The organism is Streptomyces sp. NPDC042002 (genome assembly GCF_055588305.1).
The window spans coordinates 1-15959 of sequence record NZ_JBVJCT010000051.1 but is presented as its reverse complement, the minus strand read 5'-3'; the positions used below and the strand labels follow the sequence as shown (position 1 = coordinate 15959).

The 15959-nt window shown below is 70.4% G+C and carries 13 protein-coding genes; 10 read left to right on the top strand and 3 right to left on the bottom strand.

Annotation, left to right across the window (positions count from 1 at the left end; all coding sequences use genetic code 11):
- Positions 1-10 precede the first annotated feature (10 nt).
- Positions 11-196, top strand: coding sequence for a hypothetical protein (locus tag ACZ6KY_RS38670; protein WP_469314939.1), 186 nt, complete (start codon positions 11-13; stop codon positions 194-196).
- 146 nt (positions 197-342) lie between these two features.
- Here ACZ6KY_RS38670 and ACZ6KY_RS38665 read toward each other — a convergent pair whose 3' ends face one another.
- On the bottom strand, positions 343-3774 hold the full coding sequence (locus ACZ6KY_RS38665) for a S41 family peptidase (RefSeq protein WP_469314938.1): 3432 nt from the start codon (positions 3772-3774) through the stop codon (positions 343-345).
- 291 nt (positions 3775-4065) lie between these two features.
- Here ACZ6KY_RS38665 and ACZ6KY_RS38660 point away from each other — a divergent pair, with 291 nt between their 5' ends.
- Both ACZ6KY_RS38660 and ACZ6KY_RS38655 read left to right on the top strand, forming a co-directional pair.
- Positions 4066-4656, top strand: coding sequence for a TetR/AcrR family transcriptional regulator (locus ACZ6KY_RS38660; RefSeq protein WP_469314937.1), 591 nt, complete (start codon positions 4066-4068; stop codon positions 4654-4656).
- Between the two features lie 185 nt (positions 4657-4841).
- A complete protein-coding gene (locus ACZ6KY_RS38655; RefSeq protein ID WP_469314936.1) occupies positions 4842-7058 on the top strand; it encodes an MMPL family transporter in 2217 nt (738 codons plus the stop codon).
- A 169-nt stretch (positions 7059-7227) separates the two neighbouring features.
- Here ACZ6KY_RS38655 and ACZ6KY_RS38650 read toward each other — a convergent pair whose 3' ends face one another.
- Positions 7228-7584 carry an SsgA family sporulation/cell division regulator gene (locus ACZ6KY_RS38650; protein WP_469314935.1) on the bottom strand — a complete coding sequence of 119 codons (357 nt, stop codon included), beginning with the start codon at positions 7582-7584 and terminating at the stop codon, positions 7228-7230.
- A 299-nt stretch (positions 7585-7883) separates the two neighbouring features.
- Here ACZ6KY_RS38650 and ACZ6KY_RS38645 point away from each other — a divergent pair, with 299 nt between their 5' ends.
- The 6 genes from ACZ6KY_RS38645 to ACZ6KY_RS38620 all read left to right on the top strand — a co-directional run bounded on the left by ACZ6KY_RS38645 (position 7884) and on the right by ACZ6KY_RS38620 (position 12858).
- A complete protein-coding gene (locus ACZ6KY_RS38645; RefSeq protein ID WP_469314934.1) occupies positions 7884-8933 on the top strand; it encodes an energy-coupling factor ABC transporter permease in 1050 nt (349 codons plus the stop codon).
- 1 nt (position 8934) lies between these two features.
- Complete coding sequence (gene cbiQ, locus ACZ6KY_RS38640; protein WP_469314933.1) at positions 8935-9696, top strand: cobalt ECF transporter T component CbiQ; 762 nt, start codon at positions 8935-8937, stop codon at positions 9694-9696.
- A gap of 23 nt (positions 9697-9719) precedes the next feature.
- Positions 9720-10538, top strand: coding sequence for an energy-coupling factor ABC transporter ATP-binding protein (locus ACZ6KY_RS38635; protein ID WP_469314973.1), 819 nt, complete (start codon positions 9720-9722; stop codon positions 10536-10538).
- Entirely contained in the window at positions 10535-11008 is a 474-nt protein-coding gene (locus ACZ6KY_RS38630) for a MarR family winged helix-turn-helix transcriptional regulator (RefSeq protein WP_469314932.1), read from the top strand. The genes ACZ6KY_RS38635 and ACZ6KY_RS38630 overlap by 4 nt, the downstream gene beginning before the upstream one ends.
- 200 nt (positions 11009-11208) lie before the next feature.
- Complete coding sequence (locus tag ACZ6KY_RS38625; protein ID WP_469314972.1) at positions 11209-11613, top strand: organic hydroperoxide resistance protein; 405 nt, start codon at positions 11209-11211, stop codon at positions 11611-11613.
- Positions 11614-11697: 84 nt separating this feature from the next.
- A complete protein-coding gene (locus tag ACZ6KY_RS38620; protein ID WP_469314931.1) occupies positions 11698-12858 on the top strand; it encodes a serine hydrolase domain-containing protein in 1161 nt (386 codons plus the stop codon).
- A 149-nt stretch (positions 12859-13007) separates the two neighbouring features.
- Here the strand turns inward: ACZ6KY_RS38620 and ACZ6KY_RS38615 are convergent, their stop codons facing one another.
- The gene (locus tag ACZ6KY_RS38615) at positions 13008-14411 is read right to left on the bottom strand and encodes a condensation domain-containing protein (RefSeq protein ID WP_469314930.1); all 1404 of its coding nucleotides are present in this window, start codon (positions 14409-14411) and stop codon (positions 13008-13010) included.
- 607 nt (positions 14412-15018) lie between these two features.
- Between ACZ6KY_RS38615 and ACZ6KY_RS38610 the strand changes: the two genes are divergently transcribed.
- A complete protein-coding gene (locus tag ACZ6KY_RS38610; protein ID WP_469314929.1) occupies positions 15019-15732 on the top strand; it encodes a chaplin in 714 nt (237 codons plus the stop codon).
- The last annotated feature ends 227 nt before the right edge of the window (positions 15733-15959 follow it).

Here is a 15959-nt window from a genome sequence, read left to right as displayed (position 1 = left end):
AGTGAATCCCATGAGCATGCAGGACCAGTTCAAGGACAAGGCCGAGCAGATGAAGCAGCAGGCCAAGAAGAAGTCGGGCCAGCCCCGGGACGAGGCCGGCCAGCGCTCCTCGGCCGGCCGCGACCGTTCGGTGCCGGACGCGGAGCGTGCTCAGCGGGAGGCTCAGGACCGCTTCGACCAGGACTACGACGCCTGACCGTCGCGCCTGCTCAGCCTGAATGGGGTGCCCCTTTCGAGGGGCACCCCATTCTCGCGTCCGCCGCCCGTGCCTGTCCGGCAGCAACGCGGCCCCGATGGTCAGGAACGCCGTCAGAAACACCGTCAGGAACGCGGCCCCGGCGGTCAGTTCGCTCGCGGGGGGAGCTTCGGTCTTGTTCTGTCGGGCACGTTCGAGTGGTCCGGCGGGGAGGCCGCGGGATGGGTGCGGAGCAGGTCGAGGGCGAGCTGGATGGCGTCGTCCAGCTGGGCGTGGCGGCCCTCCGCCCAGTCGAGCGGGGTGCGCAGGATCTCCAGGTCGGGGGCGACGCCGTGGTTTTCGACGGACCAGCCGTACGCGTCGAACCAGGCCGCGTTCATGGGCACGGTGATGACGGTGCCGTCGCCCAGACGGTGGCGGCCGGTCATGCCGACGACACCGCCCCAGGTGCGCTGCCCCACCACCGGGCCCAGTTCGAGCAGTTTGAAGGCGGCGGTGATCATGTCGCCGTCGGACGACGTCGCCTCGTCGGCCAGGGCCACCACCGGGCCGCGCGGGGCGTTGGAGGCGTACGACACCGGCTGGGCGTCGCGGGTCAGGTCCCAGCCGAGAATCGTGCGCGTCAGCTTCTCGACGACCAGTTCGCTGATGTGGCCGCCCGCGTTGCCCCGCACGTCGACGATGAGGGCCGGACGCGAGACCTCCATCCGCAGGTCGCGGTTGAACTGGGCCCAGCCCGAGCCGCCCATGTCCGGGATGTGCAGATAGCCGCAGTGGCCGCCGCTCAACTCCCGTACGACCTGGCGGCGTTTGGCCACCCAGTCCTGGTAGCGCAGCGGACGTTCGTCGATCAGCGGGACCACGGCCACCCGGCGTGAGCGGCCCTCGCCCTCCGCCGGGGTGAAGGTCAGCTCCACCGTCGTACCGCCCGCGCCCGCGAGCAGCGGATACGGGCCGGTGACCGGGTCGACCGGGCGCCCGTCGACATGGGTCAGGACCGCGCCCTCGCGGATGCCGGCGCCGGCCAGCGGAGAGCGTGCCTTGGAGTCGGACGAGTCGCCGGGCAGAATCCGCTTGAGCATCCAACTGTCTTCACGGCAGACGAAGTTGGCGCCCAGCAGGCCCTGCCAGCGCTGGTAGTGGGGCGGGCCCTCGTTGCGGCGCGCGGCGGTGACGTAGGCGTGCGAGGTGCCCAGTTCGCCGAGGACTTCGCGCAGCAGGTCCGCGAACTCGTCCGGGGAGGCGACCCGTTCGACCAGTGGGCGGTACTGCTCCAGGATCGCGTCCCAGTCGAGGCCGCACATGTTCGGGTCCCAGTAGTAGGCGCGGATGATGCGGCCGGCCTCCGCGTACGCCTGGCGCCATTCGGCGGGCGGGTCCACCTCGTGCAGGATGCGGCGCAGGTCGATCCAGACGGTCGAGTCGCTGTCGCCGGACTCGGTGGAGGGGACGGCGCGCAGGTCGCCCTCGTCGACGACGACGAGCCGGGAACCGTCGCCGCTCACCGCGAACCAGTCCAGATGGTCGACGAGTTCGGACTTCTTCGCCTTGGTGATGTTGAAGAACTCCAGGGTCGGACGGCCGGTCGTGTCGTCCGGGTTGGCGAACGTCTCTCCCAGCGCTCCGGAGATCGGCCAGCGCAGCCAGACCAGGCCGCCGCCCGAGACCGGGCGCAGCGCCGAGTACTTGGAGGCGGTGACCGGGAAGGGTGTCACCCGGCTCTCCAGGCCCTCGAGTTCGACGGTCGTCGCGCTGCCGTCGCCGGACCCCTCCTCGACCGGGTCGAGGCCCCCGGCGACCGGCCGTCCGTCCGGGTTCAGCGCGAACGGGGAAGGGGTGGCGGAGGACAGCGGGACGAGGTAGGGGCGGCAGCCGAGGGGGAAGGACAGGTCCCCGGTGTGGACGTCGTACACCGGGTCGAAGCCGCGCCAGGACAGGAAGGCCAGATAGCGGCCGTCCCGCGTGAACACCGGATTCTCGTCCTCGAAGCGGCCGTTGGTGACGTCGACGATCAGGCGGTCCTTTATGCGTGCCATCTTGATCTGCCGCAGGGAGCGTCCGATCCCGGGATGCGACCACGTCAGCCAGGCGCCGTCCGGGGAGAAGGCGAGGTCCGTCACCGGGCCGTTGATGGAGCGGATGAGCTCGGTGACCTCGCCTTCGCCGGACTCCGTCTCGGAGGTGTCCTCGGAGTCCGTTTCGGAGGTGTCCCCGGAGTCCGTGCCCGACGTGTCCCCGGAGTCCGTGCCCGAGGTGTCCTCGGACTCCGCACCGGGGATGTCGCCGGACTCCTCCGTCGCCTCCACACCGGAGATGTCGGCGGACTCCTCCGTCGCGTCGAGCAGAAGCAGGCGTCCGTCGTTCGAGGCGATGGCGAGACGTTCGCCCTGCGGGTCCGACACCAGTTCCTGTACGCGGCCCAGCCGGCCGGAGGCGAGACGGCGCGGCTCGCGGGCGCCGCTCGCGCGCGGCAGGTAGGCGATCTCGACGGCGTCCTCGCCCTCCGCGTCGGTGACATAGGCGACCTGGCCGCCCGAGCCGAGCATCTCCGGGAGCCGGACCCGTACGCCCGGGGTGTCCGCGATGGTGCGCGCGGGGCCGTCGCGGTGGGTGAGCCAGTACAGGCTGCCGCGTACGACGACGGCGCTGGCCCGGCCCGTCTCGTCCACCGAGATGCTGTCCACGTGCTGGGCGGCCGGCACCGGGTACGTACGCCGTCCCGCGCGCGGACCGCCCAGGAGGACGTCGAGACGGCGGGGGGCCGACTCGGGGGACAGGTTGTCGACGATCCACAGACCGCCCGCGCACTGGTAGACGACCCGGGTGCCGTCCGACGACGCGTGCCGGGCGTAGAAGGCGTCGTGGTCGGTGTGCCGGCGCAGGTCGGAGCCGTCGTACGCGCAGGAGTAGAGGTTGCCGACGCCCTCGTGGTCGGAGAGGAACGCGATGCGCCCGCCGACGAACATCGGGCAGGCGAGATGGCCTTCGAGGTCGGCGACCAGTTGCCGGCCGTGCAGCCAGATGCGGCCCGTGGCCCCGCCCCGGTAGCGCTTCCAGGCGGCCGGTTCGTGCGGTGGGGTGCCGGTGAGCAGCAGGGTCCTGCGTTCGCCCTCGATGTCGGCGACACCGATGTCCGAGACCGGGCCCCAGGGCAGCTTGCGGCCGGGGTCGCCGTCGGTGGCGACGGAGTAGGCCCAGGTGAAGTACGAGAAGGGCTGGCCGTGCGAGGCGACGGCGAGGATGTCGTCGTCGGGGGACCAGCCGCACACCTGGGTGTCGGCGCTGCCCCAGTAGGTGAGCCGGCGGCTCGGTCCGCCGTCCACCGGCGCCAGGTGGATCTCCGGGACGAAACTGCGCCAGCTCGTGTACGCGATGTGCCGGCCGTCGGGGGAGAAACGGGGGTGGCCGACCTTGGTGCGGTCGACGGTGAGCCGCCAGGCACGCCCCCGGCCGTCGAGCGGGGCCAGCCACAGATCGTCCTCGGTGACGAAGCACAGCCGGTCGCCGCTCAGGTGCGGGAAACGCAGATAGCCGGGAGAGTTCTCGTCCGTGGTCGCGTTCTCGTACTCGTCGCTCACCTCCCCATGCTTTTCCGCTGGACGGGCCCCGGCAACTTGTGGAACCGGGGGCGCGTTGTGGGACAGGGGTGCGCCCGGGGATACGGGAGGTGTACGCGGGGCGCGTTCAGGAGGGCGCGCGCCCCATCTGCCCCGGTCGCCGACCTGCCGTAGCCCCCACTTCCCGGCGTGCCCCCGGCGTGACCCAGCACACGTACGAAACGGTTTCGTTTCGTTGGTGTCGGGGGGTATCTTCAGAGGCATACGAAGCATGGCTCCCGAGCGGGATCCGAAGCAGGAGAGGTGAGTGGGATGGCTGAAGCCGCAACGGCGCGTCGCAGTCGGATCACACCCGAGCGTGAGGCCGAGCTGTACACGGCCGTGCTCGACCTGCTTCGGGAGGTCGGCTACGACGCCCTCACGATGGACGCCGTCGCGGCCCGTACCCGTTCCAGCAAGGCCACCCTCTACCGCCAGTGGGGCGGCAAGGCCGAGCTCGTCGTGAAAGCGCTGCGGCACCAGAAGCCGCTGAAGTTCTCCGACATGGACACCGGGAGCCTGCGGGGCGACTTCCACGCGCTCGCCCTCCGGCAGGACGACTGCCAGATGGAGCAGGACTCCGCGCTGATGCGAGGCCTGGCCATGGCGGCGCACGGCAATCCGGATCTCCTCAAGGCGTTCCGGGAGTGGTTGATCGAGCCGGAGTTGGAAGAGCTGCGCGGGGTCCTCCAGCGCGGTGTCGACCGAGGCGAGATCCGTGCCGACAACCCGGCGATCCAGTACGTGATGCACATGCTCATCGGCGCCTTCGCCGCCCGCACCATGATCGACGAACTCCCGCCGACGCAGGCCTTCCTGCATTCGTATGTCGACGCCGTGGTCCTCCCCGCTCTCGGCGCCTGACTTCCCAGTCCTTCAGCCCCTTCATCTCCTTCAGCTCTTTCACCCCCGCAGATTCACCCCCTACAGAACAGATCTGTAGTCGCACCTGACGCGCCGCTCACGTCGTCGGGCTGATCCCCCCTGCCCCCACTCGGGTGATCACGCCAGCCCCTGCCCTTCCACGACCTGACCGGGAGTACGCCCTCGTGGCCACATTCCTCTACAAACTCGGCCGACTCGCCTTCCGGCGACGGCACTTCGCCGCCCTGATCTGGGTGGCACTGCTGACGCTCGCGGGTGTCGGCGCCGCCTCCGCGCCCGTCGCGGGATCGTCCTCCTTCTCGATCCCCGGCACCGAGGCGCAGAAGGCCTTCGACCTGCTGGAGAACCGTTTCCCCGGAATGAGCGCGGACGGAGCGACCGCACGGGTCGTCTTCAAGGCGCCCACCGGCGAGAAGATGGCGGACAAGGACAACAAGGCGACGGTCAAGAAGGCCGTCAAGGTGCTCGGCACCGGCTCCGAGGTCACCTCCGTCACCGACCCGTTCAAGACCCACGCCGTGAGCAAGGACGGGTCGATCGCCTATGCCTCGGTGAAGTACAAGGTCTCCGGCATGGAGCTGAAGGACGCCTCGAAGGACGCCCTGAAGGCGGCCGCGCAGGACGCGCGGCACTCCGGACTGACCGTCGAGGTGGGCGGTGACGCGCTCCAGGCGACCCCCGAGACCGGTTCCAGCGAGGCCATCGGCATCGCGATAGCCGCGGTCGTCCTCGTCATCACCTTCGGTTCGCTGATCGCGGCCGGGCTGCCGCTGCTGACCGCGCTCGTCGGTGTCGGCATCGGGGTCTCGACGATCACCGCGCTCGCCAGCGCCCTCGACCTCGGCTCCACCACCTCCACCCTCGCGATGATGATCGGCCTCGCGGTCGGCATCGACTACGCCCTGTTCATCGTCTCCCGCTACCGGGCCGAGCTGGCCGAGGGCCGCGAACGCGAGGAAGCGGCCGGACGGGCCGTCGGCACGGCGGGCTCGGCGGTGGTCTTCGCCGGGCTGACCGTCGTGATCGCGCTGGTCGGACTGTCGGTCGTCAACATCCCGATGCTGACGAAGATGGGTGTCGCGGCGGCGGGCACGGTCGCCATCGCCGTCCTCATCGCGCTGACCATGATTCCCGCGCTGCTCGGTTACGCGGGCCGCAGGGTCCAGCCGGCCGGCAAGAAGAGCAGGCTCCTCGGCGGCGGCCGTGCCGCCAAGAAGGCGGGCAAGCCCAACATGGGCACCCGTTGGGCGAGCTTCGTCGTCCGCCGCCCGCTCGCCGTGCTGCTGCTCGGCGTGATCGGCCTCGGCGCCGCCGCGGTCCCGGCGGCCTCGCTCCAGCTCGGCCTGCCCGACGACGGTTCGCAGCCCGTGTCCACCACCCAGCGGCGCGCCTACGACCTGCTCTCCGACGGCTTCGGGCCCGGCTTCAACGGCCCGCTGATGGTCGTCGTCGACGCGAAGGCCAGCGACGCGCCCAAGGCGGCGTTCAGCAAGGTGCATGACGAGATCAAGGACCTCAAGGGTGTCGTGAGCGTGAGCCCGGCGGCGTCCAACAAGGCCGGTGACACCGCGATGATCACGGTGATCCCCGACTCGAAGCCGTCCTCCGTCACGACCGAGGACCTGGTTCACACCATCCGTGGCGGGGGCGCCGGCATCAAGGCCGAGACGGGCGCGACGGTGCTGGTCACCGGCTCCACGGCCATGAACATCGACTTCTCGCAGAAGCTCAACGACGCGCTGATCCCGTATCTCGCGCTCGTGGTCGGTCTCGCCTTCCTGCTGCTGATCGTGGTGTTCCGCTCGATCCTCGTCCCGCTGAAGGCGGCTCTCGGCTTCCTGCTCAGCGTGATGGCGGCCCTCGGCGCGGTCGTCGCGGTCTTCCAGTGGGGCTGGCTGTCCAGTCTCATGGGCGTCGAGGAGACCGGCCCGATCATGTCGATGATGCCGATCTTCATGGTGGGCGTCGTCTTCGGACTGGCCATGGACTACGAGGTGTTCCTCGTGACGCGTATGCGGGAGGCCTACGTCCACGGTGAGACGCCCGGCCAGGCGATCGTGACCGGGTTCAAGCACGGCGCCCGGGTCGTCACGGCGGCCGCGGTCATCATGATCGCCGTGTTCTCCGGGTTCATCGGCTCCAGCGAGTCGATGATCAAGATGATCGGCTTCGGCCTCGCCATCGCCGTCTTCTTCGACGCGTTCATCGTGCGGATGGCGCTCGTCCCGGCGGTGCTCGCGCTGCTGGGCAAGAAGGCCTGGTGGCTGCCGAGGTGGCTGGACCGCGCGCTCCCGAACGTGGACGTCGAGGGCGAGGGCCTGCGCGCGCTCGACGAGAAGCCGCGCGACGCGGACCGCGACCGGGAACTGGCCGGCGTCTGAGTCCTGGCCGGAGACCTCTGAGACGTCTGGGACCTCTGAGACGTCAAGGATCTCCGGAACCTCCGGACCTCCGGGACCACCGAACCCTCGGAGGTCCCGGAGTCGGAAGGGCCTCTACGAGGGCATCGGTGAGACCTCGCCGGTCCTGCGGCGAGGTGCCGGCGAGTGATCAGTGAGCCACCGGGGTGGCGGCCGTGTACGTACGACGGAGAAAGCGCATGAGCGCCTTCGTGTCGAGCTGCACGACCGCCACCCCTTGCGCCGAGTGGAATTCCAGGACGGCCTGGACGCGGCCGCACGGCCAGATGCGGATGTCGCCGTCGCTGACGGGGACACGCAGGCCCTGTTCGAGGAGTTCGCGGTCGAAGACCCACTCATGGGGGCCGGGCAGCGTGATGTGAACCTGGCGGGGGTCGGCCTCCGGGTCGTACCGGAGGGCCACCGGGACGGCCCGGTGTTCGTCGTCGGCGGTGTCGGCGGTGTCGGTCACGATATGAGCGCGTGCGTATTGTTCGACGGCGTGCATGAACCGACTCCTTACGCTGCGTTACATGTGCGGAAGCTGTGAGTCCCGTCACCATTCCAATGTCGCACATCCCGTGGAAACCGCTCTCCGGTCGCCCGTGACCGCCCTTCGGGGAACGCCTGCCCAGTCAGGGCGGGTGCATGTGTGCGGCGGCGGTCACACACCCTTCCGTGAACGGTTCACGCCGTCGCGCCCGTCGGCTCGTCCCCGTGAACTGCTCCCGCGCTCCTGCCCGTCGGGAGCTATTCATGGGTCCTCGCTCTTGCAAGTCATTCGCAACAAGGCACTATCATCGAACGGTGCATGTGCCTGACGGATTCATCAACGCCCCTGTCTCCGCCGCCGCAGGCGTGGTCGCCGCCGGCGCCATCGCCGTGAGCCTGCGGGGTGCCCGCCGTGAACTCGACGAGCGGACCGCGCCGCTCGCCGGCCTGGTCGCCGCCTTCATCTTCGCCGTGCAGATGCTGAACTTCCCGGTCGCCGCCGGGACCAGCGGACATCTGCTCGGCGGTGCCCTGGCGGCCATCCTCGTCGGCCCCTACACAGGTGTCCTCTGCGTCTCCGTCGTCCTGCTCATGCAGGGCATCCTCTTCGCGGACGGCGGCCTCACCGCGCTCGGCGTGAACATCACCGACATGGCGATCGTCACCACGGTCGTGTCGTACGCCCTCTTCCGCGGCCTGGTGAAGGTGCTGCCCCGCAAGCGGCGTTCGGTCACCGTCGCGTCCTTCGTCGCCGCGCTGCTCTCCGTTCCGGCGGCCGCCGTCGCCTTCACCCTCATCTACGCGGTCGGCGGCACCACCGACGTCGCGATCTCCAAGGTCGCCACGGCCATGATCGGCGTCCACGTCCTCATCGGCATCGGCGAGGCCGTGATCACCGCGCTCACCGTCGGCGCCGTCATCGCCGTACGGCCCGATCTCGTGTACGGCGCCCGCGGTCTCCAGCAGCGGCTCAAGCTGCGGGTCGGCGGGGAACTGGTCGACGCCCCCACGGCCGCCGCCCCCGTCGCGGCCCGCTCCTCGCACCGCAGGGTGTGGATCACCGGCCTGGTCACCTCCCTCGTGCTCGCCGGGTTCGTCAGCTTCTACGCCTCCGCGAGCCCCGACGGCCTGGAGAAGGTCGCCAAGGACAAGGGCATCGACACCCGGACCGGGAAGCACGCCACGGGCGACTCGCCGCTCGCCGGATACGGGGTCAAGGACATCGCGGACGCCCGGGTCTCCGGCGGCCTCGCGGGGGTGATCGGCGTCGGCGTCACCGTCGTCGCGGGCACCGGCGTCTTCTGGACGGTCCGCAGACGCCGTACGTCCGACACCTCGCCCGCCTCCGTACCGGAAGGCGTCTGACGTGGGGGCGGGTCACGCTCACCGGTTGTACCGGCACGGGCACTCGCCGATCCACGCCCTCCCGCCGCACACCAAGCTCGCCGCGGCCTTCGCCTTCGTGGTCGTGGTCGTCTCCACCCCCCGCGAGGCGATGTGGGCGTTCGCGCTGTACGCCGTACTGCTCGCGGTGGTCGCCCGCCAGGCCCGGGTACCGGCGGGCGTCCTGCTGAAGCGGCTGCTGATCGAGATCCCGTTCGTCGCGTTCGCGGTGCTGATGCCGTTCGTGGCCGAGGGCGAGCGGGTGGACGTGCTGGGACTGTCCCTGAGCGTCAACGGTCTGTGGGGCGCCTGGAACGTCCTCGCCAAGGGCACCCTCGGCGTCGCCGCCTCCGTCCTGCTCGCCTCCACCACCGAACTGCGTGAACTGCTCCTGGGCCTACAGCGGTTGAAGCTCCCGCCGCTCCTCGTGCAGATCGCCTCCTTCATGATCCGCTACGGCGATGTCATCACGGACGAGATGCGGCGCATGCGGATCGCGCGGGAGTCGCGCGGCTTCGAGGCGAGCGGGGTGCGGCACTGGGGGGTGCTCGCGAAGTCCGCGGGCGCGCTGTTCATCCGCTCCTACGAGCGCGGCGAGCGCGTGCATCTCGCCATGGTGAGCCGGGGGTACGCCGGTTCGATGCCCGTCATCGACGAGGTGACCGCGTCCCGGGCGCAGTGGTCGTACGCCCTCGCCCTTCCGTTCGCCGCCCTTGCCGTATGTCTGTTGGGATGGACGCTGTGATGTCTGCTGGAACGACCGGGGAGATGGCCGTGGGGACGCCGGGGGAGAAGACGGGGGAGATCGCCGCGGGGGCGGCCGGTGGGAAGGACGGCGTGCCGGCTTCGCTGGAGGTCGCGGGGCTCGCCTTCGCCTACCCGGACGGCCACCAGGCCCTGTTCGGCGTCGACTTCGGCATCGGGCGCGGCGAGCGCGTCGCGCTGCTCGGCCCGAACGGCGCCGGCAAGACCACCCTCGTCCTGCACCTCAACGGCATCCTGACCGGCGGCGCCGGAACGGTGACGGTCGCCGGACTCCCGGTCGGCAAGCGGCACATGGCGGAGATCCGGCGCAAGGTCGGCATCGTCTTCCAGGACCCGGACGACCAGTTGTTCATGCCGACCGTGCGCGAGGACGTCGCCTTCGGCCCCGCCGCCGCGGGCATGAAGGGTGCCGAACTGGAGGCCCGCGTCCGTACGGCACTGGAGCTGGTCGGCATGGAAGCCTTCGCCGAGCGTCCGCCGCACCATCTGTCCTTCGGGCAGCGGCGCCGGGTCGCCGTCGCGACGGTGCTGGCGATGGAGCCGGAGATCCTCGTCCTCGACGAGCCCTCCTCCAACCTCGACCCCGCCTCCCGGCGTGAACTCGCCGACATCCTGCGCTCGTTGGACGTCACCGTCCTCATGGTCACCCACGATCTGCCGTACGCCCTCGAACTGTGCCCCCGTTCGCTCGTCCTCAGCGACGGGGTGATCGTCGCCGACGGCGGGACCGGCGACCTCCTCTCCGACGACGAGCTCATGCGCACCCACCGTCTGGAGCTGCCCTTCGGGTTCGACCCGCGCTCCGTGACAATGGGGGCGTGACGAAACAAGAGGACGTCGGGCCGCCGGCCGGGTCGCTGCTGCTCGACGACCAGCTGTGCTTCGCGCTGTACGCCGCCCAGCGTGCCGTGACCGCCGCGTACCGCCCGCTGCTGGAGGAGCTCGGCCTCACCTACCCGCAGTACCTCGTGCTGCTGGTCCTCTGGGAGCGCGGCGAGACCACGGTCAAGGAACTGGGCGCCGCCCTGCACCTCGACTACGGCACGATGTCGCCGCTGCTCAAGCGGCTGGAGTCGGCGGGACTCGTACGCCGTGAGCGCTCGGCGCACGACGAACGCTCCGTGCGTGTCACCCTCACCGGGCGCGGCGAAGTGCTCAGGGAGCGTGCGGAGGAGGTGCCGCAGGCGCTGCTGACGGCGACCGGTATGAGCGAGGCCGACGTCACGCGCCTCCGCGAGGAGCTGCGGCGGCTGACGGAGCGCGCGGAGGACGCGGCGGCCCGCAACCGCTGACCCCTGCCGAAGCCGGGGCCGCCTGACCCCTGCTGAGCCCCTTCCGAGGCCGGGGCGCCCGCGATTTCCACCCCGGGCATTCCGGACCCCATACCGGCCAGTACCTTGTGCGCGATGCACTTGTGCACTTCTGTTGCCCGCACTGGGGGAGGTCTGCCGTGATCGACGGCGCCGTTGTCGACACCCGTCCGACGAAGATCATGTATGTCGCCGAGGCCACCGCGCACGGCGGCCGGAGCGGCTATGTGACCAGCCAGGACGGGCAGCTCGACCTGAAGGTCGCGATGCCGCCGGCGCTCGGCGGCGACGGGAACGGGACGAACCCCGAGCAGCTCTTCGCGGCCGGGTACAGCGCCTGCTTCCACAACGCGCTGGTGCTGGTGGGCCGCCGCGCCGGCCTCGACCTCTCCGGTTCCACGGTCGCGGCGAAGGTCGGGATCGGCCCCAACAAGCAGCGCGGCTACGGACTGGCGGTCGCGCTGAGCGTCTCGCTCCCCGTCGTCGACGAGGGAGTGGCGACGAAGCTCGTGGACGCGGCGCACGAGGTCTGCCCGTATTCGAACGCCACCCGCGGCAACATCGAGGTCACGATCCTGCTGGGCTAGGGGTCCTAGGAATCGAAGGCCCCGGACGCGTGTTGCACTCACTGCTGGGACTTCGGCAGTGGTGAGGCGACAGGGAGCGCGGGCGTGGACGTGAACGGCACAGTGGCCGAGGGCTTCGAGCCGGTCAGAGAGGCGTTCGCGGGCAACTTCGCGACGCTGGGGGACCGGGGCGCCGCCGTCACCGTGTACCGCGACGGGCACAAGGTCGTCGACCTGTGGGGCGGCGCCCGTGACGTCGACGGCACCGAGCCCTGGGAGCGCGGCACCGCGCAGATCGTGCGCTCCGCGACGAAGGGCGTCGCCGCCGCCGTACTCCTGCTGCTCGCCCAGCGGGGACACCTCGACCTGGACGCGCCGGTCGGCGCCTACTGGCCCGAGTACAAGGCGCACGGCAAGGAGCACACGCGGGTACGGCACCTGCTCGCGCACCGGGCCGGAGTGCCCGTCCTCGACCGCCCGCTCAGCCCCGCCGAGGCCGCCGACCTCGACCTCGCGGCCGCCGCGGTGGCCGCGCAGACGCCGGCGTGGCAGCCCGGGGCCGAGCACGGGTACCACGCGCAGACGTACAGCTGGCTGACGGGCGAACTCGTCCGGCGGGTGACCGGGCGCACGATCGGCCGGTGGATCGCGGACGAGATGGCCCGGCCGCTGGGCCTTGACCTGTGGGTCGGGCTTCCGGAGGCGGCGGCCGGCCGGGTGGGACGGGTCGCGCAGGTCGAGGCGCCGTCGACGCCCGGCGTCCTCAAGACCCGTCCGAAGCGCGCGGTCTCCGAGGCGTACGCCGACCCGGACAGCCTCACCCGCCGCGCCTTCGCCGCGATCACCCCGATGCCCGACGAGAACGATCCCGCCTACCGCGCGGCCGTCCTCCCCGCCTCGAACGGCATCGCCACGGCCGACGGCCTCGCCCGCTTCTACGCCGCGCTGATCGGCGAGGTGGACGGTGTGCGGCTGTTCACGCCGGAGACGGTGTCGGCCGCGCGGACGGAACAGTCCGCGGGACCCGACCGGATCCTGGTCGTCAACACCCGGTTCGGCCTCGGCTACATGCTCCACGGCGGAGCGTCGCCGCTGCTCTCCCCGGGCTCCTTCGGCCACCCCGGCCGCGGCGGCGCCCTCGGCTTCGCCGACCCCGAGTCGGGCATCGCCTTCGGGTACGTCACCAACGCCTTCCGCACGAGCGTGACGGCGGACGCGCGAGCGCAGGCGCTGGTCCAGGCGGTGCGGACGGCCGTCACCGCGTAACCGCCCAACCACGTCCGGCCGCCCACCGTCGGCCGGCCGCCCGGCCGCGGAAAGCCTTCCGCCGTGGACGGCCACCTCACCGCGGACCCGCTCGCCGTCCCCGTCCGCCGCGACGGCCTACCCGGCCCCCGCCCGCAGCATCGGCCCGATCATCGCCCTACGACGGTTGAAAAGGTCGCAGGACAAACTGAGACGATCAGCTCGCGAAGCTTCTCGATGTACAGGCGTACGTTCTTGGAAGCGATGTCCGTGTCCGGGTGGCGGCACGCGATCCACAGCCCCTCGTGCAGCCGGTTGACCCAGGCGCACACTTGATCGCCGTACGACACGCGGAGCAGCCCGTACGCCTTTTGTTCGCTCCAGCAGGCCGAACCAGGAATGAGGCGGGCGTCCACATACGAGATGATCGAGTACAAGTCGGGCGATGTGGGGCGGAAGTCCTCGCCCAGGAGGTGCAGTACTCGGGCCAGAGGAATGCGCGCCAACGACCGATTGGCATGCAGCTGGGCCCTGACCGAGGCGAGCGCGGCGTCGAAGTCCCGTGCCGCAGGTACTTCGATCGGCGCGCCGCCGACATACCAGCCCACGGAGTCCGACCACGCGGACTTCAGTCGGGTGTGGAACGGCACGACCGTGCGGTAGACCGGTTGCCCACCGAGTTCGTGGACGATCAGACTGGTCGCGGCCAGGACGCCCACCAGGCTGCCGCCGTAGGGCCGGCAGTACGTCTCGAACGCCGCGGCCGCGTCCGCATCGACGAGCGGCTCGCGCATGAGCTTTTGGACGGGCAGATCGTCGCCGGGCTCCAGGCCCAGATCGACAGGGAACTCCGGAAGCCTTCCGTCGCACCGGCCGATGAACTCCCGCCAGCGCGTGACGATCGCGTGTGTGTCGTCGATGGCGTTCGCGTTCGCCCGCTCCTGCTCGCAGAAGTCCACATAGCTCGCGACCGGTGCGGCGGTGAGGGGCTGTCCCGCGACATGTGCCGTGTACAGCTCCTGGACCTCGTACGGGATGCGCTGCAGCGAGTAGGCGTCGACGTTGGTGTGGTCAAATGCCAGATACACGCTGGTGGAGTCCTCGCGGACGACCGCCGCGTAGATGAGATTGGGCCAGCCGAGAGCGTCTGCCGCGTCGTCGAAACGGTCCTGCAAACGCTCGGCCAGCAGGTTCGCATCGGCGAAGTCGCCCACCACTTCGCGGTAGAGCGTGACATCGTCCCGGTCGAGAGTGAACCGGTGCATCTCGTCGCCCACCCATCTGAACCCGCTGCGCAGCGTCTCGTGGCGCAGTGTCCAGCCGCGTAGGGCCTGTTCCAGCGCGTCGAGGTCGACTTGGCCGGGCAGGTCGAAAGCCGTACCGAGCCAGGTCGGCACAAACAAGCCTCCCTCGCGCACCGACCGCGCCGTTCTGATGTGTGACTCCTGGATGTACGCCGGCGGCCGCGGATCCGTCGGCAGCACCGCCGCGGCCGCGACGGTCGCAGGGCTGAACCCCCACTCCACAAGGCGGCCAGGCCGGACCTCGCAGCGCTGAATATCAGAAATTCGCACAGTGGCGTCTCCTCGTCGGAAAACAAAGGCTTGATCAACGTGGAGTCGTGTGCGAGCGCTGTCTGCCGTTTCGCCTGCAAATCAGCAGAAGGTGTGGCACGTCGAACGGTGAAGCGACCCATCCATCGCCCCGCATCCGACGGCCGTTCATGCGCCTGCCTGTAGGGACTGCCGCGATGCCAGGGACGAGACGCCGCCGGTGACCGCTCGGGCCACCTGTCTCGACTCAGGGTCATGCCATGGGCCCGGAGAGTGGAACCGCCCCCAACCGCACGCCCGTCGGCGAGCGTTGCCGCCGGAGAGCGTGCGCCGCTGCGCGCAGTTCGGGTTGCGCGGCAACGGCTCGACGAGCGATCACGGTTCGTCCGATACGTCTCCACGGCCGCGGTTGCCTCTTCGTCACGATCGCCATGACAAGAGCAACGAGCAACCAGACCGACAGTCACATGATCGACGGCATCTGTCGGGACCTTTTGGTCCAGCACAGCGACTTGGAAGGCGGCACGCCATAACCCTGTTGCCTTTCCAGCGTTTGCAGATGTGCGGGTGAGTGCCCGCAGTGATGTCAGGAAGGTAAGAATCCATGAGACGGGCTACTCGAAACCGTGTGCTCGCCGTTGCCGCCGCATCCGGCGCGATGGCTGTGGCGCTTCCCGTGTCCGCCGTCTTCGCAGCCGACGGCGCTGACGCCGGGGCTACGGCGGCCGGTTCGCCCGGGGTGCTCTCCGGGAACAACATCCAGGTTCCACTGTCTGGGGCGCTGAACCTCTGCGGCAACACGGTGGACGTCGTGGGGCTGCTCAACCCGGCCGTGGGCAACGTGTGCAGGAACGACAGGGGCACGGCCAAGAACGACAACGGCACGGCCAAGAACGACAAGGGCACGACCAAGGCCGGCGGCGCGGAGACCGACGGCGGATCGGACGCGTCAGGCGGAGCCTCGGCTGATGGCCGCGTCACGGACTCGCCCGGGCTGATCTCAGGCAACGGTCTGCAGCTCCCGGTCGATCTGCCGGTGAACGTTTCCGGGAACAGCGTCAACGCGGTCGGCGTCGGTAACCCGGTGATTGGCAACGAGTCGGTCAACGGCGGTGACCACTCTCACCGTGACGTCCCCCGAACAGCTCCGGCCCCCAAGCCCTCGGTCGCGACGCCCCCGGCGTCACGGATCCCGGCTCCCCGGCAGCAGGCCGTTCCGGACACCGCGACGCCCACGCTGGCCCACACGGGAGCGGATCTGGCCGTCCCGGCGCTCGCCGGCGGCGCCGTGTCCCTCTTCGCGGGTGCGGTCTTGTACCGCCGCTTCCGCCCAAGTCGCTGACCCGGAGGCCCGTACAGCCCCATCGAACGTGTTTGGTGGGGCCCGGGTGGGTCGCCGGTGCGTGGCTCCCCGACTGTTGACTGCCCGTCAGAAGGAAAACGGAGGCGGGGGGGGGGGGGGGGGGGGGGGGGGGGGGGGGGGGGGGGGAACCGGGGGGGGGGGGGGGGGGGGGAGGGGGGGGGGGGGGGGGGGGGGGGGGGGAGAGGTGGGGAAGGGGGGCTGGTGTC